Below are 26371 nucleotides of genomic sequence, written 5' to 3'. Positions count from 1 at the left end.
CAGGTGAATACACAGGTCCAACAATGAAAACGCGATGATCGCGTGAATATAACTTCGGGAATGTTCTATCATGATTGGCGGTAACAGTCCTACGAGTATGATTTTCGGGCGTCTCACTCTTGAGGCGATACCATATCATGAACCGATCCTCCTGCTGACCTTCATAGTGGTCGCAATAGGAGGTATCGCCGTCGTGGGGTTGATCACCTATTTCAAGTTATGGGGCTATCTCTGGAATGAATGGTTCACCAGTGTAGACCACAAGAAGATCGGCATCATGTATGTCGTTCTCGCCCTGATCATGCTTTTGCGTGGTTTTGCGGATGCTATCATGATGCGTATCCAGCAAGCGCTCGCCTTCAACGGATATGAAGGCTATCTGCCTCCTCATCACTATGATCAGATATTTACAGCTCATGGCGTGATCATGATTTTCTTCATGGCCATGCCGTTCGTAACTGGTCTGATGAACTATGTGGTGCCGCTTCAGATCGGCGCGCGCGACGTGTCATTTCCGTTTCTCAACAATTTTTCGTTCTGGATGACAACCGGCGGTGCGATCATAATCATGATGTCACTGTTTGTGGGGGAATTCGCTCGCACAGGCTGGCTGGCTTATCCACCCTTGTCTGGCATTGACTACAGTCCTGACGTCGGGGTTGATTATTACATATGGGGCTTGCAGGTGGCAGGCGTCGGCACGACACTATCCGGCATCAATCTGATCGCTACGATCGTCAAGATGCGTGCGCCGGGCATGTCGTTCATGAAGATGCCTGTGTTTACCTGGACGTCTTTGTGCACCAACGTACTCATTGTCGCGACATTCCCGATTCTGACCGCAACGCTCGCGCTGCTATCGCTGGATCGTTATGTGGGGACGAATTTCTTCACCAATGATCTTGGTGGCAATCCGATGATGTATATCAACCTCATTTGGATTTGGGGGCATCCAGAAGTTTACATTCTTGTTCTGCCAGCCTTTGGTATTTTCTCGGAAGTGGTGGCAACATTTTGCGGTAAGCGCCTGTTCGGATACGCGTCGATGGTCTATGCGACCTGCGTCATCATGATCTTGTCCTATATCGTCTGGCTCCATCACTTCTTCACCATGGGGTCCGGCGCGTCGGTCAATGCGTTTTTCGGCATCACCACAATGATCATCTCCATCCCCACGGGCGCGAAGATGTTCAACTGGCTCTTCACGATGTATCGCGGGAGAATCCGCTATGAAGTGCCGATGCTGTGGACCATTGGCTTCATGGTGACATTTGTGATCGGCGGCATGACTGGTGTTATGCTTGCCATTCCGCCTGCTGATTTTGTGCTGCATAACTCGCTCTTTCTCATCGCGCATTTCCATAATGTGATCATTGGCGGCGTTGTCTTTGGCCTGATGGCGGGGCTGGTCTACTGGTGGCCGAAAGCTTTCGGCTACAAGCTCGATCCGTTCTGGGGCAAGATGAGCTTCTGGTTCTGGCAGATCGGCTTCTTCTTTGCCTTCATGCCGCTTTATGTGCTTGGTCTCAAAGGCGTCACGCGCCGCCTCAGTCAGTTTGAAGATCCTTCGCTGCAAATATGGTTTGTCATTGCCGCTTTTGGCGCGGTTCTTATCGCGCTCGGTATCGCATCCTTCGTTATTCAGCTCGTGGTCAGCTTTCTGAGACGGGAACAGTTGCGTGACCTGACAGGCGATCCATGGGGTGGGCGAACGCTTGAATGGTCAACCTCTTCCCCACCGCCGGAATATAACTTCGCTTTCACGCCAGTCGTGCACGATCACGACAGTTGGTATGACATGAAAAACCGTGGTTATGAACGCCCGCTCACCGGCTATCGACCCATCCATATGCCGCGTAATACGGGTGCGGGCGTCATACTTGCAGGGTTCAGCGTCGGTCTTGCTTTCGCTCTCATCTGGCATATCTGGTGGCTCGCAATCGTATCTTTCGTCGCTTTGCTGATCACCGCCATCGGCCATACGTTCAACTATAAACGTGATTTCTACATTCCCGCTGAAACTGTGGCGGCGACTGAAGATGCGCGTTCGAAACTTCTCGCTGGATAGGCTGAATTATGACAGAGACACATCTGGACCAAGCCGAGAAGCCGCAGTTTTATCTGACGGAAGACCATCATCCGGAAAACAGCACGATGCTGGGCTTCTGGCTCTATCTCATGAGCGATTGCCTGATTTTTGCTGTTCTCTTTGCCACCTATGGTGTGCTTGGTCGCAATTATGCAGCTGGACCGTCACCAGCCGACCTGTTTGATCTCAGCCTTGTTGCGATTAATACCGCGATGCTGCTTCTGTCGTCGATCACTTATGGTTTTGCGATGCTGCAGATGCAGCGCAATGACAAGACGGCTACGCTGTTCTGGTTGGGCATCACCGGGGTTTTCGGCGCACTGTTTCTTGCAATCGAAATCTACGAGTTCAGCCATCTTATCCGTGAAGGCGCAGGGCCGGGTCGTTCGGCATTCCTATCGTCGTTCTTCACGCTTGTCGGCACCCATGGGCTGCACGTTACATTCGGCATTATTTGGCTGATCACGCTGATGTCGCAGGTCATGCGTCATGGACTGATCGTCGAAAACCGCAGGCGTCTGATGTGCCTCTCGATGTTCTGGCATTTTCTCGACGTGATATGGATCGGCGTGTTCTCGTTCGTATATTTGTTGGGAGTTCTGGGATGAGCGTACAAGGCGAGCACCACGGAGCCCAATCGGGGCATCATGACCACCATGGGTCGGGCGCGGATGAAGTTCACGCAACCTTTGGCGGATATATGACAGGCTTTGTCCTGTCGGTCATTCTGACGGCCATTCCATTCTGGCTGGTAATGGGCGACGTCTTTGCCAGTAAACAGTTGACAGCGATGCTTGTTATGGGGATCGGGGCTGTCCAGATCGTGGTTCACATGATCTATTTCTTGCACATGAGCCCACGGTCGGAGGGCGGCTGGACGCTGATGGCGTTGATCTTCACGCTCATCATCGTTGGTATCGCCTTGGCTGGCTCGCTTTGGGTTATGCATCATCTCAACGAGAACATGATGCCGATGAGCCCGGAAATGATGAAGAACATGCCTTAATCGCGCGGTTCTGCATGTCATGGTTCGGTTTGGAGGCGATGAATTCTAACATCGTCATGCGAACCTTTTTCAGAAGTTGTGGCAATTTAATCAGCATTTGTTGAATATGCCTTTTGCGGACGTGCATTCAGGCGAGAAACAAATGCTGACATTGCGACAAATCGAAGTGATCCGGGCGATCATGGTGACCGGGACGATCGCCGGTGCGGCTAAGCTGCTGAATGTCTCCGCTCCGGGCATCAGCAGGCTCATGAAATATTCGGAAGATTCCCTCGGTATCCGGCTCTTCGACCGTCGTGGCGGGCGATATGTTCCAACATCACAAGCGCGCAACATCTTCGATCTTCTGGATACGGTGCATCGGAAAATCGATGATCTGCAATCAGCCGTCGCGGATTTGAGCAGGGGCAAGGCGCAGGAACTTTGCGTTGCCTCTGTACCAAGCATCGCCAATGTGATGGTGCCGCGTGCGGTCGCAAAAGTGCGCGAGCGTTACAGCGATGTTCATCTCGATCTCAACATTCTCAAAATTGAAGAAGCGGTTGACTATCTCCTTCTCGGACGCGGCGAAATTGTCGCGATCTCATCGCGTTTCGATCATCCGCTGATCGAATTTGAACCGCTGGCGAAAGGCCGATTGCTTTGCATCGTACCGGAAACAAGCCCGCTGGCGTCGCGTGACAAAATAACACCGCAGGAAATGTCGGAACATCCGCTGATCGGCATCAATCCGAAAGACCCTTACGGCGCGATTATGGCGGCGATGTTTACGAATGCGGGTCTCGACTATCGCATGAATATCAAAGCCCGTTTCGGAACGACCGTTTGCAGTCTGGTCGCCGCCGGATTGGGTATAGCGATAATCGATGAGTTTACGGTCGCACATGGCGTGGTGCGAGGTCTCAAGAGCATTCCAATCGACGCCGAGAGCGCCTTTCATACCTATATTGCGTACCGTAACGACCTACCGCTTTCCGTCTATGCAGAACACTTCATCGATGTCTTGCGCAAGGAAATGAACGCGGTCAGCTCATTCAGCCAAAAAGGCTGACTTGTCGCCAGTTAACATGATGTTATGGAATCCTATTCATTTGGTAGGCGATATTATCTCTTCCATTCGCTAATCTGATCCCGGGAGCGCTCGAATGCGAGCAGGCAGGCTAGGATCAGTGAATTAATGGCGTATGGCTATAATGCTCAATCTTTGCAGGACAAGAGGCCGTCTCCAAATGGGGCAACGCGTCTGTTTCCTGTGGTTGGAGATCCGATTGAGCAGGTGCGTTCGCCCGAAGTCATGACGGAATTGTTCCGCGAGCGCAGTGAGAATGCAATTGTCGTTCCGCTGCATGTTGCGCCATCCAATCTGCCAGTTGTTTTCGCCACATTGAGCGTGGTGGACAATATCGGCGGTTTGCTGGTGACGATACCGCACAAACAGCAGGCCTATGAGCTATGTGCCGGACTGACGGACAATGCCACCTTCATTCAGGCGGTCAATGTTGTTCGGCGCACTGGAAATGGGTGGTACGGCGATAATACTGACGGCATCGGTTTTCTCGATGGCATCGAACGGGAAGGGTACGAGGTGCAAGGGAAAAGCGTCCTTCTCGTCGGATGCGGCGGTGCCGGAACAGCCATTGCGCTTGAAATGCTCAAGCGAGGAGCAGCGCGCCTTGCCATTCACGATGTCGATGGTGACAAGCGTGATTCTGTAATCGGCAAACTCAGTGCACGTTATCCGGGTAAGGTTGCCGCTGGGAGCGACGACCCTTTGGGGTTCGATCTGATTGCAAATGCTACGCCGATGGGTATGAAATTGAATGATCCATATCCCGTAAACGTAACAAAGTTGCGGTCAGAGCAGTTTGCTGCTTGCGTGATCACTAAACCGCACGTATCGCCATTTATCGAGGAAGCTAGAAAACGGGGCTGTCAGACGATGATTGGTGCTGGAATGTTCGATGCGCAGGCGGAGGTCCTGGCGGATTTTCTGACCGGTCTCGACGGGCACCATGCAAGTTGCGCGCCGTTGCCGACACCCGAAAAAGGGTAGGCTTATCTCTATATCTCGATCTCTATGACTTTAAGGGGAGGAACTAAAATGCATTATCGTAAGAAACTTCTGGCGCTTTCGGCGGCGGCTTTCGCGACTTTCGGCGCAGCGCACGCAGAAGACGTGGTCAAACTCGGCATGGTTGTCGAGCTTTCCGGCCCGGGCGCACCGTCTGGTACGAACTGGCGTGACGGTATCAAGATCGCCATCGATGAAGTGAATGCCGGAGGCGGCATTCTGGGCAAGAAGGTCGAACTGGGTGAATATGACACCCAGACCGACCCGCAAGTTTCGCGCGCGCTTGTGCAGAAGGCTATCGACGACGGCGCATACGCCATTCTCGGCACGATCTATTCCGGCTCGACGATGGTCAACATGCTGGTTGCACAGCAGAACAGCATTCCACAGTTCGTCGGTTCGGAATCGCCGAGCATTGTCGAAAAAGGCAATCCGTTCGTGTTCCGCACCTCGACCGGTGCTCAAAAGGGCGTTCCGGCGCTGACGTCTTACTTCACCGATACGCTGAAGGCGAAAAAGGTTGGCGTGGCCTGGCTGAACAACGAGTTCGGCAAGGGCGGTCATGACGTGTTCGTTGAGGAAATGAAGAAGGCCGGGATCGAAATTATCGCCGATGTCGCCTCTGAGCAGGCGCAAACCGACTATGCAGCCGACGTTGCCAAGCTCAAGCAAGCTAATCCTGAAGCGATTTTCGTCTATATGAACCAGGAAGAATCTGCACGTTTCCTGATCGAAGCCAAGAAGCAGGGGCTGAAGATGCCCCTCGTTGGCGAAGTAACGCTGACGGAAGCCAAGGTGGTTGAACTTGCAGGCGGTGCAGCCGATGGCGCTATTGCCCATGTTGGCATTACGGCTGCTGCAACCGACGTGCCTGGTATTGGCGAATTCGCGAAGAAGTTCGAGGAAGCCTACAAGCGTAAGCCGACGCATGATGCGTTGAAGGGTTATGTCGGTGTCTGGACCACCAAATATGTCACCGACATGGTGGGCAAGCTCGATGGTGAAGCATTTGCTGAAAAGATGCATGGTCTTTGCCTGAAGGCGGCTGACTATCCGAAAGTGCTTCTCGACACCTGCTGGGATGACCGCGGAGAAATGTCTCGCCCAAGCTTCATGGTTCAGGTGAAGGACGGTGTGCCGACGGTTATTGGTACTGTTCCGGCAAACTGATCAATCCTTTCAGCAGAGGCGGCGGTCTGGCTGCCGCCTCAGACGGGTAAAGTCATGTCCCAGTTTCTACAGGTTTTGTTATCCGGTCTTGCGACCGGCTCCATTTACGCACTTGTTGCGATCGGTTTCACGCTGGTTTGGCAAGCAGCCCAGACCGTGAACTTCGCGCAAGGTGAATTCGTGATGCTGCCGGCCTTCTTCGTTCTGGCGGCAATGACCATCTTCGGCATTTCGTTCTGGCCCGCTCTGCTTATCGGGCTTGTGGTTTCGTTGATCGTGCTTGGGCTATTGTTCAAGAAGCTGATCGTTGAACCAATCCTGCCTCATGGAGGCATCACACTGATCATCGCGACGATGGTCTTGGGCATCTTGCTCAAAGAAAGCGTGAAAGAGTTCTATTCCGCTGAAGCACAGCCGTTCCCATCGATGTTCCCGAACGATCCAATCGAGTTTTTCGGCGCGGTTCTCTCATTGCGTGACATTCTCAATCTCGCGCTGTCGCTCGGTATCGTCGTTCTGCTAACGCTGTTCCTCAATCGCACCCGCACGGGTCGCTGCATGCAGGCAACAGCGCAAAATCCGGCTGTTGCGGAAATTCTTGGCGTCAATGTCAAGCGCATGATCCTCTATACATTTCTGATCAATGCTGCTCTGGCCGCTTTGGCGTCCTATCTGATCAGCCCTGTCTATCTCGCAAAGTTCTCCAACGGTGAAACGCTTGGTCTGATTGCTTTCATTGCGGCGATTGTCGGCGGGTTCAACCAGATCCGTGGTGCGCTTGTCGGCGGATTGCTGATCGGCGTTCTTGATAATCTGACGGCGGCTTATGTAACCGCGCAATATCGCGCCGCCTTGCCACTGGTCCTGCTGATTGTGATCATCCTTGTCCGCCCGCAGGGCATCATGGGCACTTCCGAAGGGAGGGCTGTGTGATGACTGCAAGCAAACGCTATATTTCAATTGCTGTCCTGTTGCTGTTGTCGGTGCTCGCACCGATTGGGCAGGGCAACTACATCACCTATGTGCTGACCTCCTGGTTGATCTTCTCGATCGCAGCGATGGGCCTCAACCTGACGCTTGGTTATGCCGGTCAGATCTCGCTGGCGCAGGCGTCCTTCATGGCGATTGGCGCCTATACCACAGCGCTGTTGACACTGGCCGGATGGCACTGGTTTCTGGCAATGCCGGTCGGCCTCGTGCTCTGTTTCTTTGTGGGCCTTGTGCTTGGATATCCGGCTTTGCGCGTCAAAGGACATTTTCTTGCCTTTGTGACGCTTGCCTTCAACACTTTGGTCTTTCTGGTGTTGCGCAACGAAGAGTGGCTGACTGGCGGCAATTACGGTCTCGTCGGCATGCCGCGTCCACACCTCGGACTGTTCGCCACCACCAAGCAGCTGCCATTCTATTACTTCACGCTCGGCATTACTGTTGTCGCCGCGCTGATCATGTGGGGCATCGTGCGTTCCCCGTGGGGCCGCGCCTTCAAGGCTCTGCGGGAAAACCCCATCCGGGCTGAAAGCCTTGGCGTTGATACACGTCGCATCACGCTTCTGGCGTTTGCCATCGGTTCGGTCTATGGCGGGCTTGCCGGATCGCTGATCACGCCGCTGGTTCAGTTTATCGAGCCGGGTTCATTCGGTCTCGTCCATTCACTGCGCATTCTGCTTATGGTTGTTGTGGGTGGTGCAGGTTTCTTCTTTGGCCCTTTCATTGGTGCTGCGGTTGTCATCCTGCTGCCGGAAGTGCTCCGCTTCACCGAAGGCTACTATCTGATCATCTACTCGGTACTCGTGATCGTTATGCTGATCTTCGTGCCATCGGGTCTGATTGGAGTGTGGGGCAAGTTCCGCGAAAAGTTCTGGCCCAAGCGTCAGGTTCGCGGTGATATGAGCGAAGGAGCGCGGCTGAAATGAGCAGTCCTGTACTTTCCGTACGCAATATCGAGAAGCGTTTCGGCGGCATCCACGCCGTCCGCGATGTGTCCTTCGACGTCAATCAGGGTGAGATACTCGGACTGATTGGTCCGAACGGTTCTGGCAAGTCGACGCTGTTCAACTGCATTCTAGGTCAGCTTCAGCCCAATGGTGGTGAAGTGCAGGTGAACGGCAAGAATGTCTCCGGCATGCGGTCATCCGACCTCAACAAGCTTGGCGTCGGACGAACCTTTCAGCAGCTTTCAGTCTTTCCGAAGATGTCTGTCCTCGAAAACATCATACTCGCCGGGCAGGAACACAAGGGAACCATGGCCTCGCGGCTTTTCGGTCCCGGCGATGCCGGATTGACCGCAGAAGCGGAACAGATGATTTCGTTCTTCCGCCTCAATCATCTGCGTGATGAGCTGGCGGGGTCGCTTTCCTACGGCCAGCAAAAGCTGGTCGATGCTGCCATGGCTTTCATGGCAGGCCCCAGTCTTGTTCTGCTCGATGAACCGGCCGGCGGCGTCAATCTGACAATGCTTGCCAATCTCAAGGATCGTTTGATCGCCTATAATGCGGAGCATGGAACGACTTTTGTGGTCATCGAACACAATATGGAGTTCGTCATGAGCCTGTGCACGCGCATCATCGTGCTGGCGGAAGGTCGCATCATTGCTGAAGGCAAGCCCGAAGAAATTCGAGCAAACCAGATGGTCATCGACGCTTATCTGGGAGGATGACAGATGCTTGAATTGAAAGATCTTCACGGCGGTTATGGCAAGATCACCATTCTGAACGGTGTGTCTTTTTCAATTCCGAAGGGCTCCATCACAACTGTGATCGGCCCGAATGGAGCTGGCAAATCCACCGTGTTCAAGGCGATCTTTGGTCTCTTGAACATCCATTCGGGACAAATCCTGCTGGACGGAAAAAACGTCACGCGCAATACGCCGCGTCAGATGATCGCCAATGGCGTGACCTATGTGCCGCAAGGGCGCAATGTCGTGCCGCAGCTTTCCGTCTACCACAACCTTGAGCTTGGGGGCATCACATCGCCTGATCCTGCCAAGGTTCGCGCCCGCATCGAGCAGGTCATGGATCAGTTTCCAATGCTGCGGCAGTTCCGGGACCGTAAAGCGATTGAACTGTCGGGCGGTCAGCAGAAGCAGCTGGAAGTTGCCCGTGCTCTGTTGCTAGATCCGAAGCTCATCTTGATTGATGAGCCGTCCATCGGCCTGTCGCCCAATCTCGTTCAGGAGGTGTTTCAGACACTCATTCGCTTGCGTGATCAGGGTGTAACCATCCTCATGGTCGAGCAGAACGCGAAAGCCGCACTTGCTATGTCGGATTACGGTCTGGTTCTTGAACTTGGACAAACGCGCATGCATGATGAAGCAGCAAAGCTCCTTGCAGATCCACGCGTGGGGCAGTTGTTCCTTGGCGGACATGTCGAGCATGACGACGCAAAAGTTTGACGTCATCGGCGCTCCCGCCAGTCGTCTGGGGGAGTGTCCAATCTGGTGTGAGCAGACTGGAACCCTCTGGTGGGTCGATGTGCTCACACCAGCGCTCATGAGCTATGTCCCGAAAACGGGGCGTGTTCAACAACACCAGGTTGAGGCGCGCCGCATTGGGTCTCTTGCCTTGCGGGAAAAAGGTGGTCTCGTCCTGGCTTGTGACAATGGGCTGTTCGCCTTTGATTCCGAGAGCGGAACGCAGACATTTCTTGTCGATCCCGAGCCCGGTGTCACAGGGCATCGCAAGAATGACGGGCGTGCAGATTGGGCAGGTAATTTCTGGATCGGCACTTTGCGAGAGACGGATTACGCGCCTGTGGGCGCGCTTTATCGGGTACAGCCGGGTCATCGCATATCACGAGAAGTCGCCGATCTCGCAATCCCCAACGGTCTTGCATTCGACGAAGACCGAAAGCGCATGTATTTCGCTGATACACGTGCCTATACGATCTGGATGCGCGACTATGATCCCGTGCAAGACCGGCTTGGGGAGCCGCAGATTTTCGCAACGACGACTGCGCCGGCACGACCGGATGGCAGTTGCGTTGACGAAGAAGGCTTCGTGTGGAGTGCGATTTACGCCGGAGGCAAGCTCATCCGTTTTGACCCGGACGGCGCGATAGACCGCGTGATCGAACTGCCAGTCAGCCACCCGACCTGTTGCTGTTTTGGCGGAGATACGCTCGACATGCTGTTTATCACCTCAGCGATTGAGCCGTTGACTGATACTGAGCGGTCTCGTGAGCCTCTGGCTGGCAAGTTACTCGCCCTTAAGCCAGGCGTTCTAGGGCGACCGGAATTCAAAACTCGAATTTGAAACAACACGCATTCAATCCACGATACTGGCCCCAACGCGTTGAATGCGGGCGTACCAATGCCCGGAAGTAGGAGAAAACGTCATGAAAACTTCGATAGCAACGGTTTCGATCAGTGGTGATCTGCCGCAAAAACTCGAAGCTATCGCCAAAGCTGGCTTTGACGGTGTCGAGATTTTCGAGAACGACTTTCTCACCTTCGATGAAAGCCCGCGTCAGGTTGGCCGCATGGCCCGTGATCTTGGGCTGGAGATCACGCTGTTTCAGCCGTTTCGCGATTTTGAAGGCATGCCGGAACCGCTGCGTAGTCGCACCTTCGACCGAGCGGAACGCAAATTCGATCTGATGCAGGAGCTTGGCACCGATCTCGTTTTGGTGTGCTCGAATATATCGCCAGTTGCTATGGGCGGTCTTGATCGCGCCGCGGATGATTTCCGGGAGCTTGGCGAACGGGCAGCGCGCCGCAATTTGCGCGTGGGTTACGAGGCGCTTGCCTGGGGCCGCCACATTAACGATCATCGCGATGCCTGGGAGATTGTGCGCCGCGCGGATCATCCGAATGTCGGTCTGATCCTCGACAGCTTCCACACGCTTGCGCGCAAGATCGACGTAAATTCGATCCGCTCCATTCCCAAGGAAAAACTCTTCATCGTTCAGATGGCCGACGCGCCGCTGATCGATATGGATCTGCTTTATTGGAGCCGTCACTATCGCAATATGCCGGGTGAGGGTGACCTGCCAGTTCTGGATTTCATGCGCGCAGTGGCCGCGACCGGCTATGACGGCTATTTTTCGCTGGAGATTTTCAACGATCAATTCCGTGGCGGCTTGCCGACATCTATCGCAGCGGATGGCCGTCGCTCACTGATCTATCTTGGCGATCAGGTTCGGCGCGTCGAGCCGGAAAACCGGCTGACCGTGACCGATATGCCTGCGAGAGCCAAAGTGGATCGCGTGAGTTTCATCGAGTTTACGGCCCATGCCGAGAGCGCCGACAGGCTCGCATCGGTGCTCGGTGCATTGGGCTTTCAGCTCGCAGGCAAGCATAAAACCAAGGATGTCGCGCTCTACCGTCAAGGTGAGATCAATCTGGTCGTCAACACCGATGTACGCGGCTTTGCAAGTTCAGCCTATGCCGTTCACGGCACGACCGCCTATGCGATGGGCCTTGTCGTCGATGATGCCGCAGCGGCGCAAGCAAGAGCTATCGCACTGGGCGCGGAGCCGTTCGAACAACCGCTCGACCCCGGTGAAATTGGTATGCCAGCGATACGCGGTGTGGGTGGCGGCTTGATCTACTTCCTTGACGAAAAGACTGATCTTGGTCGTATCTTCGATATAGAATTCGAGCCTGTCGCTGGGGCTGATAGCTTTCGTGGGGTAGGGCTGACCCATATAGACCATGTTGCCCAGACGATGAAGTTTGACGAACTTTTGACCTGGCTTCTGTTCTACACGTCGCTGACAGAATCCCGGAAATCGCCTATGGTCGACATTGTCGACCCGGGCGGTGTCGTGCGCAGTCAGGTCGTTGAAAATGACAGCGGATCACTGCGGATCACGCTCAATGGTGCTGAAAACCGGCGCACATTGGCTGGTCGGTTTATTGCTGAGACCTTTGGTTCGGGTATTCAGCATCTGGCCTTCGCCACCGACGATATTTTTGCAACGGCTGCGGCATTGAAAGCCAATGGCTTTCATACGCTGGAAATTTCGCCCAACTACTATGACGATCTTGAAGCGAGGCTCGGTCTTGATCCGGATTTCACGGATCAGCTCAAAGCCACCAATGTCCTCTATGATCGCGATGAAACTGGCGAATATTACCAGCTATATAGCCCGACTGACGATCAGGGCTTCTTCTTCGAAGTCGTACAGCGACGCGGCTATAAGGGCTATGGCGCCGTCAACGCCATATTCCGCATCGCAGCGCTTCGGCGCTATCTGAGGCCCGATGGCATGCCGAGAATGATGCTCTAAGCCATTATCGCGATACGACCACGACTACTCCTTGAGTATTTCTGTTACGCCTCGCAAACATTTAAGTGTTTGCGAGGCGTTTCATCATAATGGAAAACTATTTTAACTCTTGCTGTCGCGACCATCGAAACCTTCCTTGATAAAATCTATATAAATTATAGGTTTTTCGCGAATGCGAGAAACCATGACCAAAAATACGCTAGAAATATCAACGGATGTGCTTGTTGTCGGGGGAGGGCCAGCGGGGTGCTGGGCTGCCTGGAATGCGGCTGCCAAGGGTGCCAGCGTCGTTCTTGTAGAGAAGGGCTACGTCGGTACAAGTGGGGCTACCGCAGCCGGGAACACCACAACGATTTACACGCGCCGCGGCACCACTGAGCGGAGCGCGACGGTCACGCAAAGGGTGCGGCTGGGACTGGGTTTTGCCGAGCAGGAGCGCATTGAGCGCGTACTCGACCGGACATATGAGAACCTCGATCTGCTTGCCCAATGGGGGTACGATTTCCCAACTTACGAAGATGGAACTCCCTATCGCGGCATGCTGCGGGGACCCGACTATCTGCGGTTTATGCGGCAGAAACTCATCAAGGCGCGCGTCCAGATAATCGATCATTGCCCGATAGAAGAATTGCTCGTGTCCGATGGAGTGGTTGCGGGTGCCATTGCGCGATATCGACGATCTGATGAAACGCTGCATATTCGTTCCGGAGCGGTTGTAATTGCCACAGGCGGCAGCGCTTTTCGAAGTGGCGCGCTCGGTACCAACAATCTCACCGGCGACGGCTATCTTATGGCTGCAGAAGCAGGTGCAGTTCTTTCGGGCATGGAATTTTCTGCTCAGTTCGGCATTTCACCTGCCTATTCAAGTGTCACGAAAGGCGTGGTGTATTTCTGGGGTACGTTCAGTGACGAGCAGGGCAACGAGCTTTCCTCGACCGGAGATCGCCAAAGCGTCGTCGCGCGGGAACTCATCAAGGGCCCGGTCTATGCGGTGCTGGATAAAGCGCCGCCGCGTCTGCAAGAGGGTTTTCGCCGGGGGCAGCCGAACATTTTTGTTCCGTTTGACCGCATGGGCATTGACCCATTCACGCAACGTTTTCCCATCACCCTTCGCCATGAAGGCACGGTTCGCGGCACAGGCGGTCTGAAGATAGACGGGCGCACAACGACGACGATCCCCGGTCTGTTTGCCGCCGGTGATGCCGCCTCCCGTCAAGGCATGTCGGGAGCCTCAAGCGGCGGTGGCGGACCGAACTCGAGCTGGGCAATGGCGACAGGTTCCTGGGCTGGCGAGGATGCGGCGAAGTTTGTGCAATTGCTTGGCGCGAACTGGCGGGATCGGATTGTGCGTTCCGCCAATGGTCAATTAAGCAAACGTGCCAATCAGGTGACCGGGCATGTCGATGCGGTCTTGGATGATGTCAAACGGCAGATTCTTCCGCTGGATGGCGGGTTCTTCAGGAACCATGATCGACTGATCGCGACGTCTGCCAGACTAGCCGCACTTTGGCAGGACGGGACGTGGCGATTGCAACGCTCAAGCAAGGTGCGTGAGGTCGAAGCGCTTATCGCGACCGCCCGCTGGGCAACCCATAGCGCGCTGTTGCGTAAGGAAAGCCGCGGCTTGCAGCGGCGCACAGATTTCCCCGAAACAAATCCCGGCATGGCGAAGCCAATCGACTCCGGTGGTGTCGAAAACATCTGGGCTTCGTTTCAAACCGAAAATCGAGTGAGTGCAGCATCATGATTGAGATCGTCAGTGAAGACCGCTGTATCAAATGCGATCTTTGTGTCGAGGCCTGCCCGGACAATGTGTTCGATGCCGTTCCCGATAGTGCGCCCATCATTGTCCGGCAGTCCGACTGCCAGACCTGCTTCTTGTGCGAGCTTTTTTGCCCGACAGACGCGCTCTACGTGTCGCCTCTTTCGGAAACGATTGAAGGCGCGTCAGAGAGCGAACTCATTGCACGAGGCGTGATGGGTAGTTTCCGTCGTGAAATGGGATGGAAAAACGCCAAGCCGCGCGGAACGGCTGGCGACTGGAGTTACCGGATCTTCGAGACCGGCAAAATCATACCCTGACTGGAGAAATGAATGAGACGTTTTCTATCAACCTTTCTGCTGGCTGTAGGCGTTTTGACCGCCCCAGCAACTCAATCGTTTGCGGAGGATGCGCCCGCGACTATTCGCTTCGGTGATGTGGGCTTCGGGTTCGGAACGCCGTTTGGCGTTGGCCTTCAGGCTATCGCGGATGCGAAGGGCTTTATCGCTGACGAATTCAAGGGCACACCAACCAAGATCGAGTTCACTTATTTCACCGGAACAGGCCCAGCAATCAACGAAGCGCTGTCCAATGGTCAGCTGGACTTCGCATCCTATGGCGCGGTTCCAAATATCATCGGTAAGGCCAATGGTCTCGATACGGTCATTCTGGCGTCCTATGGTGGTACTACGATCTTTGGCGCGTCCCGTCCGGACCTCGACATCAAGTCCATCGCCGACCTGAAGGGCAAAAAAGTCGCCATCCAGAAAGCAACCATCATTCACTGGGCGCTGATTACGGCTTTGAAGAATGCTGGCCTCTCCGAAAAAGATATCACCATCGTCGATCTGAAAAATGCAGACCAGCTTGCGGCTATCGCTGCGAAAAGCGTCGATGCGGTATTCGGGGCCGATTTCCTGCTTCCGCTTGAGGATAAAGGTCTGGCCAAGATCTTTTACAAATCGTCCGCTGTGGGAGCGACGGGCGACGGCTTCGGTGCATTCCTCGTTACCGACAAATTCCGTAAAACCTACCCGGAAGCAACGCAGAAAGTCGTGACGGGTTTTGTCAAAGCGGCGCAATGGCTGTCGGATGATAAAAACCGCGAAGAAGCATTCAGTATCTGGTCGCGGGCAGGATCGCCAATCGAGGTTATCCGCAAATCCAATGAAGGCGGGGAACTGGGCAAGAAATACAATCCACGTCTCGACGGGTTCTTTGCGGCCCGTTATCGCAGCGGCATCGACTTCGACAAGGAGCAGAAGCTCATCAGGCATGATATCGATCTCGATACTTGGGTCGATAGAAGCTACGTGGACAATGCCGTGAAAGCATTGAACCTTCAGTCATTGTGGCCTGACCGCTCCGCGACAGGCGAACTCCTGAACTGATCGGAGAAGCCGATGGCGACGTTCGAAGCTGGAGTCGACTTTAGCGTCTCCCGGGGACTTAGAGGCGAGCGGCTGGCGAAGTTGCAGTCCCGCATCGCAAGCTCAGTTCTGGCATTGACCGGCCCAGTCTGCTTGCTGGTTCTCTGGTGGATTGCATCAGCCAACGGCTGGATCTCGCCGCAAGTGCTTCCACGACCGGATTGGGTCTTCAACACATTTGTGGATCTTCTGGCAGACGGCGACATATTCTCTGCCGCCGTCGTCAGTTTCCAACGCATTGCCGAGGGCTTTCTGATCGGAGCATCTCTCGGCTTCGCTTTCGGTCTCCTGATCGGGAAATCTAAGACTGCAGAAGCCTATCTTGGGCCAAGCTTCAGAGCGCTAGCCGCTGTACCCTCGCTGGGGTGGCTACCGATACTGGTCCTGCTATTTGGCATCGAAGAAAGCGTGAAGATCATCATTCTTTCAAAAGCCTGTTTTGTGCCAATGGCGATCAGCACGGCTGAAGGAGCGAGGAACGTTCCCAAAGGGTTCAGCGAGGTTGCAGACATTCTTGGCCTCCGCGCGCGGACCCGATTTTTCAAGCTGACGATCCCGGCTATGGCTCCTTATATCGCCAGTGGCGTGCGGCTTTCGCTCAGCCAGGCATTTGTTTCCCTGATCGTTGTCGAAATGCTCGCCGGTACTGACGGTCTTGGTTATATGATGGTCTGGGGTCGCACGCTCTTCCAGCTTGATATCGTTATCGTCGGCATGATCGTTGTGGGAGTCGTCGGCTTCGTCCTCGATCTACTCTTGAAGCGGGCGGAAGCGCTCATGCGGAAAGGTAGTCATGTCAATGGCTGAACGTTTCTCTTTGCGGGTTCCTCGTGGCGCAATGGTGCCACTATCGGCGGTTGTCGTTTGGTGGGGTGGTGTATCAGCGGGTCTGATAACTGGTCCTATGGCGGTTCATCCTTTGCAGGTGTTGGAAGCGCCTTTCCTTGACTCTTCAGGGCGCGAGCTGTGGACAGCGCTTTTGGCAAGCATCGTTCGCGTTGTTATTGGTGGTAGCATCGGCGGCATTGCCGGGCTCGTACTTGGTTATGTGGTTGGAAGTTACCGCTGGGCCGGTTTGGCATTTGCACCGTCCATTCATGCCGTGCGTCAGGTGGCGCTCTTTGCCTGGATACCACTGCTGACGGCGTGGTTTGGAAATGGCGAAGGCACCAAACTGGTGTTTACGGCTCTCTCGACATTCTTCCCGCTCTTTCTGGCGACGGAGCAGGGGGTGCGGCAGGTGCCGTCCTCGTTGATCGAAGTTGCCGACACTTTGAATTTGCGACGCTGGACTAGCATTTGGCGACTTTACCTGCCGTCAGCGCTCCCCAGCATCTATGTCGGCTTGCAGATCGCTGCTCTGTCGGCGTGGATTGGAACTGTAGGTGCGGAATACGCCATTGGAAACGGTCGTGGATTGGGTAGCTACCTCGCCAGCGCGCGCGACCAGTTTCGCATGGACATTGTGATCGTAGGCGTCTTCACCCTTGCGGCGGGTGGCGTCTTGCTTGCATCCCTCATTCGCCGCGTCACATCGATCATATCGCCTTGGAGCTTAGAGAATTGATGAATGCCCTTTCAATCGAACATGTCAGCAAGTCGTTTGTTCTTGATGGCACTCCTCGACCCGTATTGAAGGATATCAATTTTCAGGTCGGGCATAATGAAATCATATCCATTGTCGGTGCGTCCGGCTGTGGAAAATCCACGCTGCTGCGGCTGATTATCGGACTGGATGGTGATTACCGTGGGTCCATTACACGTGGCGTCACAGACCAAACATCACCGGCAAAGATTGGTATGGTCTTTCAGGATCACCGCTTGTACCCGTGGCTGACGGTCGAAGGCAATGTCGAGTTGGCTTTCGACAAGTCAGATATTTCCTCCTCGTTGAAGCGGGAGAGAGTACGGCACTACCTCGCACTCGTTGGCCTCAGTGACTACGCGAAGGCTTACCCAAAACAGCTTTCAGGCGGAATGGCGCAACGCGCGGCGATAGCCAGAGCGTTGGCGCAGGAACCCGACATTCTGCTTATGGACGAACCCTTCGGTGCGTTGGATTCGATCCTGCGGATGCGTCTTCAAGATGAACTTTTGTCTATCTGGGAGAAGAACAAGGTCTCCATCGTTATCGTCACGCATGATGTTGAGGAGGCGCTATATCTCGCTGACCGGGTTTTGATCATGGAGCCCAATCCCGGTCGGGTGCGTGATGTGTTCGATGTCGGACTACCGCGACCGCGTGACCGCAGCACGCCCTTATTGGCTGATCTGAAAAAGCGCTGTCTTGCAATGCTGGTTTGAACCGATACGCATCCATAAGTCTCGATCTCTCAATCCGTTCGAATGCCGTTTGTCCTGTTTCGAATCTGAACAGAATCGCTTGACTCGCTCAAAACGATCATTAATGTTCACGTTGGGAGCAGGACATGAGCGAAGCTAGAACACGTTTTCCGCAGGAACGTCACCGGCAGATGATGGACGTTATCGCCGACGCGAAGCGTATTGGCACGTCGGATCTGGCTGGCATTATGGGTGTTTCGCTCCCGACATTGCGTCGCGATCTCATCACGCTGGAACAGGCCGGGTTGATCCTGAGAATTCACGGCGGGGTTGTTGCCCGCGGTGCGGGTGAGGGGGTCGCCGAACCTATGTTTCTGGAAAAGCTGCGTATTAGCCAAAGCGCCAAGGCGCGGATTGGTGAGGCAGCGGCAGCGCATGTTGCCAACAATTCCACCGTTATCCTTGATTCCGGTACAACCGCGCTTTCTGTCGCACGCGCCCTTGCGGGCAGGGCGATCACGCTTGTCACGATGGACTTGAAGATTGCTGAAGCTGCAGCGGTTGGCGCAACGGAAGTACATATCATCGGCGGTCGCGTCAGAAATGACTATTATTCGCTGATCGGCGCCTGGGCTACCGAAACGCTGCGCCATATCCGCGCCGATTGTTTCTTTCTATCCGCTGACTGCGTCGATCTTGAAGGCGTCTCTACCTCTACCGTCGAAGAAGCGGAAGTAAAGCGCGCCGCAATCGCCATTGCGCAAAAGACGATACTTGTCGCCGATCAGCGTAAACTTGGATGCTGCAGCTTTGCGCCGGTTTGTGGGCTGCAGGATTTGAGCGGCTTTATAACCGATACCGGTTTCGAAGGCTCATTGCAGCCTTATCGCGACCAACTGCCTTTTCTGGAAACCGTTTAGCGGGCACCTCGGGGGAGGAACTGAAATGCTAATCGCCAAACACGTTTTCGCCCGCTAGGCGGGCCAAGGCAACCAGCGCAGGGGAGAGCGCCAATGGATGCAAGACAGGACACGACGGGCAATTATCTGAAGGGGCTGGCCGTTCTGGCTATTGCCATCTTTGGGTTGTTGAGCCTGCTCGCGCCAGGCTTTCTCACCGCTGCAAACCTCAATTCCATGGGGTTTCAGTTTCCTGAGTTCGGACTGCTTTCGTTGGCCGTTCTGCCGACGATGGTGTCAGGTGGCATCGACCTTTCCGTCGTGGCCACGGCTAATCTCGCCGCTATTGTTGCAGCGGTAATGATGAGGGCAGGGCCCGAACTTGCCATCCTTGCCATTCCGGTTGCGCTGCTGATCGGTGTTGCCTGCGGGTTGCTCAACGGCTTTCTGATTGCCTATCTGCGCCTGCCGCCAATTCTGGCCACGCTTGGCACGATGCAGCTGTTCTCCGGAATTGGTATCGTGATAACCGGAGGCCCGGCAATTACCGGTCTTCCGCAGTGGTACACAGCCTTTGGCAATTGGTCGCTCGGCGGCGTGGTGCCGCTACCACTCGTCCTGTTCATAGCCACAGCGCTTCTGTTGGGTTTTCTGCTCAAGCGAACACCGGTGGGCATCCACCTGCGGCTGTTTGGAGCCAATCCTGTCGCGTCCCATTTTGCAGGCACACGCGAAAAAGGTCTGTTGCTTCGCATCTACGCTATTGCTGGTCTCATAGCATCGATTGCGGGACTTGTGGTTCTGGCGCGGGTGAATTCCGCCAATGCCGACTATGGTAGCTCCTATCTGCTTCTCGTTATTCTGATCAATATTCTGGCAGGTGTTTCGCCGGCCGGCGGCTTTGGCACCGTGACCGGTGTGACGCTAGCCGTCATCTGTCTCCAGCTCATATCAAGCGGACTGAACTTTCTGTCGTTCAGTGCGTTCTCACGCGATCTGTTCTTTGGTGGCCTGCTTGTGGTTGTCATGTCGGCGCGCGTTCTGGCAGGCCGACTTGGCCTTGCGCCCATTTTCCAAAGGAAGGCCCGAACGGCATGAAAAATCGACTACGTTCTACGCTCGAAGCATTGATGATGACGCCTGGCCTGTCGGGTCATGAGGATCGCGTGCGGCGTCTCATCGCTCGCGATCTGGCTGATCTGCCACTCGAATTTGTCACCGATCGTCTGGGCAATCTGATTGCAACAATGAAGGGGGATGAAAACGCGCCCTCCGTCATGCTGTTCGCGCATACGGATCAGTTGGGCTTCATCGTGCGCAAGATTGAGGACAATGGCCTGATCCGCATCGAGCGGTTGGGCGGTATTCCGGAAAAGGCGTTGCCTGCACAGGCGGTGCTATTTTGTGTCGGCGAAGGACGTGACGTTCACGGCGTTATCGCCAATAAGAGCCATCATGCCACGCCTGCCGAAGAAAAATACAAGGTCACGCCCTATGCCGAACTTTTCATTGATGTCGGCGCGGAAAGCGCTGCGGATGTAAAGGCGCTCGGCATCGAGATCGGTACACCGGTTGTCTATGCACCGCGCGTCATCCATCTCAACGAAAATCGCGTTATCGGAACGTCGGTTGATGACCGGGCCGGTTGCGCCGTCGTTATGGAAGTTGCACGTCAGCTCGCGAAAGGTGTTCCACGACCAACCGTTCATTTTGTTTTCGCGGTTCTGGAGGAGTTCAATCTGCGTGGCGCCATGGTCGCAGCGCAGGCGATCAAACCGGATATCGCCATCCAGCTCGATATCGGGCTCAATGCCGATACGCCAGATATGGCCCATCGCGGTGAAATTCAGTTGGGCGGCGGCCCGGCTATCAGCCTCTACTCCTTTCATGGGCGCGGTACGCTCAATGGTACTATCCCCCATCCGGCTCTGCCGAAACTCTTCACCGATGCAGCGGCCAGCGAAGCCATTCCGCTGCAACGCACGGCCCATACAGGCGCCTTGACGGATTCGTCTTACGTACAGCTCGTCAATGAGGGCGTTGCCTGTATCGATGTGTGTTTCCCGTGCCGCTATACCCATACGGCGCTTGAAATGTGCGATCTGCGCGATCTTGAAAGCCTGACCGCGCTTCTAGTCGCGGCCATTGGCAGGATCAACAAGGACTTCAGCCTCGACAGGGATCTTTACACCTGATGCGCTATTATCTGGGCATCGACATTGGCACATTTGAATCGAAGGGTGTTCTTTCCGATGAGGAAGGAAGGATCGTCGCTTCTGCCGCGCGTCCGCATCGCATGCTGGTTCCACAACCGGGTTGGGCGGAGCATGATGCTGAACAAAACTGGTGGGGTGAATTCTGTTCGATCAGTCGTGAGTTGATCGAACAAAGCTCTGTAGCGGCAAGCGATATTCGCGCAGTCGCGGCCAGCGGCATCGGCCCATGTATGCTGCCAGTCGATGACAACGGCGCTCCGCTGATGAATGCCGTTCTTTATGGTGTCGACACGCGCGCAGCGGTGGAAATAGAGGAACTGACGGCTGAAATCGGACTTGATTGTCTGATGCGGGAAGGCGGTAATGCGCTCACATCACAGTCGGTTGGCCCGAAGATTCTTTGGCTGAAAAAGAACCACCCGGATATTTTCCACCGCACGCACAAGTTCCTCAACTCCTCCTCCTTCCTTGTTCACAGGCTGACGGGGAACTACACGATCGATCACTATTCGGCGGCCGGGTTCTCGCCGCTTTATGATGTTGCGCGGCAGGATTGGACTGACGATTTTGCCGAACGCATCGTTTCGCGTGAGCGACTGCCTGTTCTCCTCTGGACGACCGACATCGCAGGAACGGTGACACCGCAAGCCGCAGCCGCGACTGGTCTCGCTGTTGGAACGCCTGTGATCGCTGGCACCATTGATGCCGCCGCTGAGGCTGTCAGTGTTGGCGTGCAGAAGTCCGGCGAGATGATGGTCATGTATGGCTCGACCATGTTCATCATTCTAGTCACCGATCAACGCATCGCCGACACGCGGCTGTGGTATGCACCTTGGCTTTACAGGGGCGAACATGCGTGCATGTCCGGCACGTCGACCAGCGGAACGCTGACGCGATGGTTTCAGGAGCAGTTCGCTCGCGAGTTGCCCGCCGCCAGCGCCTTGCAAGCACTGGCGGAAGAAGCAGCATCGTCACCGCCCGGCGCAAAAGGGCTTTTTGTCCTCCCCTATTTTTCCGGAGAGAGAACACCGGTTCATGATCCGTCAGCACGAGGCATGATTTTCGGTCTCGATTTGACCCATAAGCGCGCTGACATTTATCGCGCGCTTCTTGAAGGCGTCGCTTATGGCGTCAACGACATTTTCAATACCTATCACGAAGCAAATGCGCCGCTTGACCGAATTGCCGCGGTGGGCGGCGGCACCAGAAATGCCGTCTGGTCGCAGGCTATTTCGGATGTCAGCGAAAAACTTCAGCTCGTGAGAAGCAAGACTATCGGCGCTGCCTACGGAAATTGCTTTCTGGGGGCGCTTGCGGTTGGCGATGTCGCAAAGGCCGATATTGAGCAATGGAACCCGGTGGAAAGGCGCATTGAACCTGATGCGGGAACAAAGCACGTCTACCAGCAGGGTTTCGATACATTCAAGAAGCTCTACGAGCGGACTGCCGATCTGATGCGGATCGCATCGGTTTGAAGAGATGCCGGGCGCTGTCATGCGCCCGGACAAGAATTGGTGAAAGCCGCAGAAGCTTCGCCAGACTATAGCCTGACTGATTGCCGGGGAGGCAAGCAGGGGTGAACCAACGGAGGGAATAACAATGAATATCAGCTTGAGGAAAATTGCAGCCGGACTCGCTGTCAGCGCAGCTATTGTTGCTGGTGGTGCATTCTATGCCAACGCGCAGGATGCAAAACACACCATCGTCACTGTCGTCAAACTTTCCGGCATCGCCTGGTTCAATCGCATGGAAACCGGCGTGAAGGAGTATGCGAAGGAAAGCGGAAACAACGCGACGCAGATCGGACCTGCTTCGGCTGACGCTGCCCTGCAGGTTCAGCTGATCGAAGACCTGATTGCCAAGAAGGTGGACGCGATCACCGTAGTGCCGAACTCTCCCGAAGCTCTGGAACCCGTGTTGGGCAAGGCGTTGCAGGCCGGAATCAAGGTAATCGGCCACGAAGCATCTAGCATGAAGAACGTCACCTATGACGTCGAAGCCTTCGACAATGGCGCCTATGGCGAACATCTGATGAAAGCACTGGCCGAGGCCATGGGCGAAGAGGGTGAATATGCGGTTTTCGTTGGCCATCTGACGGCAAAGACCCACAATGAATGGGTTGATGCAGCCATTGCCTATCAGAAAGAGCATTATCCGAAGATGAAGCTCGCGACCGACAAAATCGAGAGCAACGAGCAGCAGCAGACGGCCTATGCCAAGACCAAGGAACTGTTGAGAACCTACCCGAACCTCAAGGGCATTCAGGGCTCGGCAGGTGAAGATGTTGCGGGTGCGGCGCTTGCTGTCGAGGAAGCTGGGCTTGAAGGCAAGGTCAAGATTGTTGGGACCAGCCTTGTTTCGGTTGCAGGCCCTTATCTTGAAAGCGGTACGATCAACATGATCTCGTTCTGGGATCCGGCCAAGGCTGGCATCGCCATGAACAAGCTCGCAGCGATGGCAATTGACGGCAAGGCTGTGACCGATGGAATGGACCTTGGTGTCGAGGGCTACAACAAGGTTCAGCTCAAGGACAAGGTCGTCTACGGCCAGGCTTGGGTCGATGTGACCAAAGATAATATGGGCAATTACGACTTCTGATCCATGGATGATGGGCCGCCGGGCAACCGGCGGCCTCTATGGGAGAACTGCATGAGTGATAAGCAGAATTCCGGCGCTTTCGTTCTGGAAATGCAGGCTGTCGCCAAGTCTTATGGTCCCGTCCGGGTACTGGAAGATGTCGGCTTAAGCCTGCGACCGGGCGAGGTGCGCTGTCTGGCCGGTGAAAACGGATCCGGCAAATCGACGTTGATCAAGATACTGTCCGGTGTCGTTCGTGCCGACGCCGGTACGGTCACGATTGGCGGCAAGCACATCGACAATGACGCAAAAGCCGCAATAGCGGCGGGGCTCTCGGTCATCTATCAGGACTTCGCGCTTTTCCCCAATCTGACAGTCTGGGAGAACGTAAGCTTTCTGGCAGCCGTTACCGAGAACAAGAGCTTCTTCAACCGCTTGTCTGGACGCAAGCGGGCGATTGAAACGCTTGCAAGGATGAAGGTTGACATCGACCCCGATATTCTTGTCGAAAAACTGCCTGTTGCTTCAAAGCAGCTGGTTGCTATTGCGCGTGCGCTTGCCAATGATGCGCGCATCATCGTTATGGATGAGCCCACCACAGCCTTGACTCGCAGTGAGGTCGCAAAGCTTCTTGATATCGTCTTTGCACTGAAGGCTGAGGGTGTAGCCTTTCTGTTTGTCAGCCATAAGATCGAAGAAGTTTTTGCGGTTTGCGACAGCGTCACTGTTCTGCGTGATGGTCATGTTGTGGTTGCAGGGCCGATTGGTGAATTCGATCCACCGCGTCTCGTAGAGGCAATGTCGGGTCGACCAATTGACAGCCAGCGTCTGGCGCGTGAGGTGGTCAGGCCTTCGGAAGCGATATTCAAAGTGCGCAATCTCGGAAGACGGGGCCAGTTCGCCGCGATCAATCTCGATTTACGCGCGGGCGAAATCATATCTGTCGTGGGCCTTCTGGGGTCAGGGCGAACGGAACTTGCATTGGCTTTGTTTGGATGTCTTACACCGGACGAAGGTCGCATTGAAGATGCGAGCGGACAACTGCGTCTCACGGCTCCCGCTGACGCGATGGAGCGCGGCATTGCCTATGTGCCGGAAGATCGTCTGACAGAAGGGCTTTTTCTCAATCAGCCGATCCGTGAAAACATCATCGTCTCAAGCCTTGATGCGGATACCAAGGGCGGCATCGTCAGTGCGTCAAGCCTGACGGAGCGCGCGCGTGAAGCCGTTAAACGGTTGCGTATCAAAACCCCCAGTGTCTTTCCACCAGTGGTGACACTTTCTGGCGGCAATCAACAGCGTGTCGTTCTGGCGCGTTGGATGGAGCGAAAGCCGAAGCTGCTTATTCTCAATGGCCCGACGGTCGGCGTCGATGTCGGCTCCAAGCGGGAAATTCACGAATTACTGCTCGCACTGAGCCGTTCGGGAACAGCGGTTCTGGTGGTGACTGACGACATCGGCGAGGCAATAGCACTGTCCGATACAATCAAGGTGATGGTGAAGGGACGAATTGTGGCCAGTTTCGATGCCGGTGATATCGACGAGGAAACGCTCTATCAGGAAGTCATTCGGGAGGACCGGCCATGAACAATTCATTGATCCGGGTGCTGTCCACACCGCAGGGCGTTGTCTTTCTGACGGCAGTCGCTTTTGCGATTGTGCTGAGTATTCTCAATCCGGCGTTCTTCTCGCCCGCAACGCTGATAGACCTGGCACGAAACTCACTGGTGACCGGAATATTTGCGCTGGGTGTCATGATGGTGCTGGCATCCGGCGGTATCGACGTATCCTGCACGGCAATCGGCGCCTTTGCGATGTATGCGACGGTGAAAATCGTCATGGGTATCGACATCCATGTTCCGATTATTGCCTATTTCGGGCTGGCAGCTCTCATTGGTGCCGGTCTTGGCCTCATCAATGGAATACTGGTCGGCGGGTTAGGTCTGCCGACGCTTATCGTTACGCTTGGTACAATGAGCCTTTTTCGGGGTGCATTGCTGACCTTCGTCGGGACGATGTACATCACGTCTGTGCCGCGTGAAGTTATCAATTTCGCTCGCAGCATTCTGGTGCGGATGGAAAACGCACTGGGCCAGATGGTGTCGCTTCCCATGTCATTCTTTGTGCTGGTAGGGGTGGCTTTATTCGTTGCCTTCATCATGAATTTCACGCTGTTTGGGCGGAAAATCTACGCCATTGGCGGCTCGGAAGAGGCGGCTGCGCGCATCGGCATCCGTGTGGGACGCGTCAAGCTATTGATCTATGTTCTGGCGGGCGCGATTGCTGGTCTCGCCGGCATGACCCATATGACCCTGTCGCGCATGGCAAATCCGTTCGATCTGGTCGGTACGGAACTGAATGTCATCGCTGCCGTTGTTCTCGGTGGAGCCCGAATAACAGGTGGTCACGGTACAGTGCTCGGGACGCTACTTGGTGTATTTGTCATCACAATGATCAATACGACGCTGTTGATGGCGGGTGTGCCATCCTATTGGCAAAAGGTCGTTATTGGTTGTCTGATTGTGGCGGGTACGGGCTTGCCGATATTGATCGAGCGATTGAGCCGGCATCGGGCTCGTCTGGCACAGCCTCTGGGAGCGTGATCGGCGTCAATCGCGCGCGGTGAACATGCACCGCGCG

25 protein-coding genes are annotated in these 26371 nt (G+C 55.0%); all 25 read left to right on the top strand.

What is annotated here, in order from left to right:
* The first annotated feature begins 70 nt into the window (after positions 1-70).
* On the top strand, positions 71-2068 hold the full coding sequence (gene cyoB, locus QBD01_RS16560; RefSeq protein WP_280993726.1) for a cytochrome o ubiquinol oxidase subunit I: 1998 nt from the start codon (positions 71-73) through the stop codon (positions 2066-2068).
* Between the two features lie 8 nt (positions 2069-2076).
* Positions 2077-2697 (top strand): cytochrome o ubiquinol oxidase subunit III, encoded by a 621-nt coding sequence (gene cyoC / locus QBD01_RS16555; protein ID WP_182521469.1) that lies wholly within the window; start codon positions 2077-2079, stop codon positions 2695-2697.
* Complete coding sequence (gene cyoD, locus QBD01_RS16550; protein ID WP_182521468.1) at positions 2694-3095, top strand: cytochrome o ubiquinol oxidase subunit IV; 402 nt, start codon at positions 2694-2696, stop codon at positions 3093-3095. Before cyoC ends, cyoD begins: the two co-directional genes overlap by 4 nt.
* Before the next feature lie 142 nt (positions 3096-3237).
* A complete protein-coding gene (locus QBD01_RS16545; RefSeq protein ID WP_280993725.1) occupies positions 3238-4146 on the top strand; it encodes a LysR family transcriptional regulator in 909 nt (302 codons plus the stop codon).
* A gap of 126 nt (positions 4147-4272) precedes the next feature.
* Positions 4273-5148 carry a shikimate dehydrogenase gene (locus tag QBD01_RS16540; protein ID WP_280993724.1) on the top strand — a complete coding sequence of 292 codons (876 nt, stop codon included), beginning with the start codon at positions 4273-4275 and terminating at the stop codon, positions 5146-5148.
* A 48-nt stretch (positions 5149-5196) separates the two neighbouring features.
* Complete coding sequence (locus QBD01_RS16535) at positions 5197-6336, top strand: ABC transporter substrate-binding protein (protein ID WP_182521465.1); 1140 nt, start codon at positions 5197-5199, stop codon at positions 6334-6336.
* A 54-nt stretch (positions 6337-6390) separates the two neighbouring features.
* A complete protein-coding gene (locus QBD01_RS16530) occupies positions 6391-7269 on the top strand; it encodes a branched-chain amino acid ABC transporter permease (protein ID WP_182521464.1) in 879 nt (292 codons plus the stop codon).
* Positions 7269-8249: a branched-chain amino acid ABC transporter permease gene (locus tag QBD01_RS16525; RefSeq protein WP_182521463.1), complete on the top strand. Its 981-nt coding sequence runs from the start codon at positions 7269-7271 to the stop codon at positions 8247-8249. The genes QBD01_RS16530 and QBD01_RS16525 overlap by 1 nt, the downstream gene beginning before the upstream one ends.
* Positions 8246-8992 (top strand): ABC transporter ATP-binding protein, encoded by a 747-nt coding sequence (locus QBD01_RS16520; protein ID WP_182521462.1) that lies wholly within the window; start codon positions 8246-8248, stop codon positions 8990-8992. Before QBD01_RS16525 ends, QBD01_RS16520 begins: the two co-directional genes overlap by 4 nt.
* Before the next feature lie 3 nt (positions 8993-8995).
* Positions 8996-9727, top strand: coding sequence for an ABC transporter ATP-binding protein (locus tag QBD01_RS16515; protein ID WP_280993723.1), 732 nt, complete (start codon positions 8996-8998; stop codon positions 9725-9727).
* The gene (locus tag QBD01_RS16510) at positions 9708-10586 is read left to right on the top strand and encodes an SMP-30/gluconolactonase/LRE family protein (RefSeq protein WP_280993722.1); all 879 of its coding nucleotides are present in this window, start codon (positions 9708-9710) and stop codon (positions 10584-10586) included. Before QBD01_RS16515 ends, QBD01_RS16510 begins: the two co-directional genes overlap by 20 nt.
* A gap of 82 nt (positions 10587-10668) precedes the next feature.
* Positions 10669-12564, top strand: coding sequence for a TIM barrel protein (locus tag QBD01_RS16505; RefSeq protein ID WP_280993721.1), 1896 nt, complete (start codon positions 10669-10671; stop codon positions 12562-12564).
* A gap of 184 nt (positions 12565-12748) precedes the next feature.
* The gene (locus QBD01_RS16500; RefSeq protein WP_280993720.1) at positions 12749-14311 is read left to right on the top strand and encodes an FAD-binding protein; all 1563 of its coding nucleotides are present in this window, start codon (positions 12749-12751) and stop codon (positions 14309-14311) included.
* Positions 14308-14646 carry a ferredoxin family protein gene (locus QBD01_RS16495; RefSeq protein WP_280993719.1) on the top strand — a complete coding sequence of 113 codons (339 nt, stop codon included), beginning with the start codon at positions 14308-14310 and terminating at the stop codon, positions 14644-14646. The genes QBD01_RS16500 and QBD01_RS16495 overlap by 4 nt, the downstream gene beginning before the upstream one ends.
* 12 nt (positions 14647-14658) lie before the next feature.
* Positions 14659-15717, top strand: coding sequence for an ABC transporter substrate-binding protein (locus tag QBD01_RS16490; protein ID WP_280993718.1), 1059 nt, complete (start codon positions 14659-14661; stop codon positions 15715-15717).
* A 12-nt stretch (positions 15718-15729) separates the two neighbouring features.
* Positions 15730-16563: an ABC transporter permease gene (locus QBD01_RS16485; RefSeq protein WP_280993717.1), complete on the top strand. Its 834-nt coding sequence runs from the start codon at positions 15730-15732 to the stop codon at positions 16561-16563.
* Positions 16556-17323, top strand: a complete 768-nt coding sequence (locus QBD01_RS16480) for an ABC transporter permease (protein ID WP_280993716.1) — start codon at positions 16556-16558, stop codon at positions 17321-17323. Before QBD01_RS16485 ends, QBD01_RS16480 begins: the two co-directional genes overlap by 8 nt.
* Positions 17323-18060, top strand: coding sequence for an ABC transporter ATP-binding protein (locus QBD01_RS16475; protein ID WP_280993849.1), 738 nt, complete (start codon positions 17323-17325; stop codon positions 18058-18060). Before QBD01_RS16480 ends, QBD01_RS16475 begins: the two co-directional genes overlap by 1 nt.
* Before the next feature lie 125 nt (positions 18061-18185).
* Complete coding sequence (locus tag QBD01_RS16470) at positions 18186-18959, top strand: DeoR/GlpR family DNA-binding transcription regulator (RefSeq protein ID WP_280993715.1); 774 nt, start codon at positions 18186-18188, stop codon at positions 18957-18959.
* A 93-nt stretch (positions 18960-19052) separates the two neighbouring features.
* Positions 19053-20036, top strand: coding sequence for an ABC transporter permease (locus QBD01_RS16465; RefSeq protein WP_280993714.1), 984 nt, complete (start codon positions 19053-19055; stop codon positions 20034-20036).
* Complete coding sequence (locus QBD01_RS16460; protein WP_280993713.1) at positions 20033-21133, top strand: M42 family metallopeptidase; 1101 nt, start codon at positions 20033-20035, stop codon at positions 21131-21133. Before QBD01_RS16465 ends, QBD01_RS16460 begins: the two co-directional genes overlap by 4 nt.
* Complete coding sequence (locus QBD01_RS16455) at positions 21133-22629, top strand: FGGY-family carbohydrate kinase (RefSeq protein WP_280993712.1); 1497 nt, start codon at positions 21133-21135, stop codon at positions 22627-22629. Before QBD01_RS16460 ends, QBD01_RS16455 begins: the two co-directional genes overlap by 1 nt.
* A gap of 124 nt (positions 22630-22753) precedes the next feature.
* Positions 22754-23752, top strand: a complete 999-nt coding sequence (locus QBD01_RS16450; RefSeq protein WP_280993711.1) for an autoinducer 2 ABC transporter substrate-binding protein — start codon at positions 22754-22756, stop codon at positions 23750-23752.
* A 51-nt stretch (positions 23753-23803) separates the two neighbouring features.
* The gene (locus QBD01_RS16445) at positions 23804-25318 is read left to right on the top strand and encodes a sugar ABC transporter ATP-binding protein (protein ID WP_280993710.1); all 1515 of its coding nucleotides are present in this window, start codon (positions 23804-23806) and stop codon (positions 25316-25318) included.
* On the top strand, positions 25315-26334 hold the full coding sequence (locus QBD01_RS16440; protein WP_280993709.1) for an ABC transporter permease: 1020 nt from the start codon (positions 25315-25317) through the stop codon (positions 26332-26334). The genes QBD01_RS16445 and QBD01_RS16440 overlap by 4 nt, the downstream gene beginning before the upstream one ends.
* Positions 26335-26371: the final 37 nt, after the last annotated feature.

The organism is Ochrobactrum sp. 19YEA23 (assembly GCF_029909865.1).
Classification (GTDB): domain Bacteria; phylum Pseudomonadota; class Alphaproteobacteria; order Rhizobiales; family Rhizobiaceae; genus Brucella; species Brucella gambitense.
This window is presented reverse-complemented; position numbering and strand designations above follow the sequence as displayed.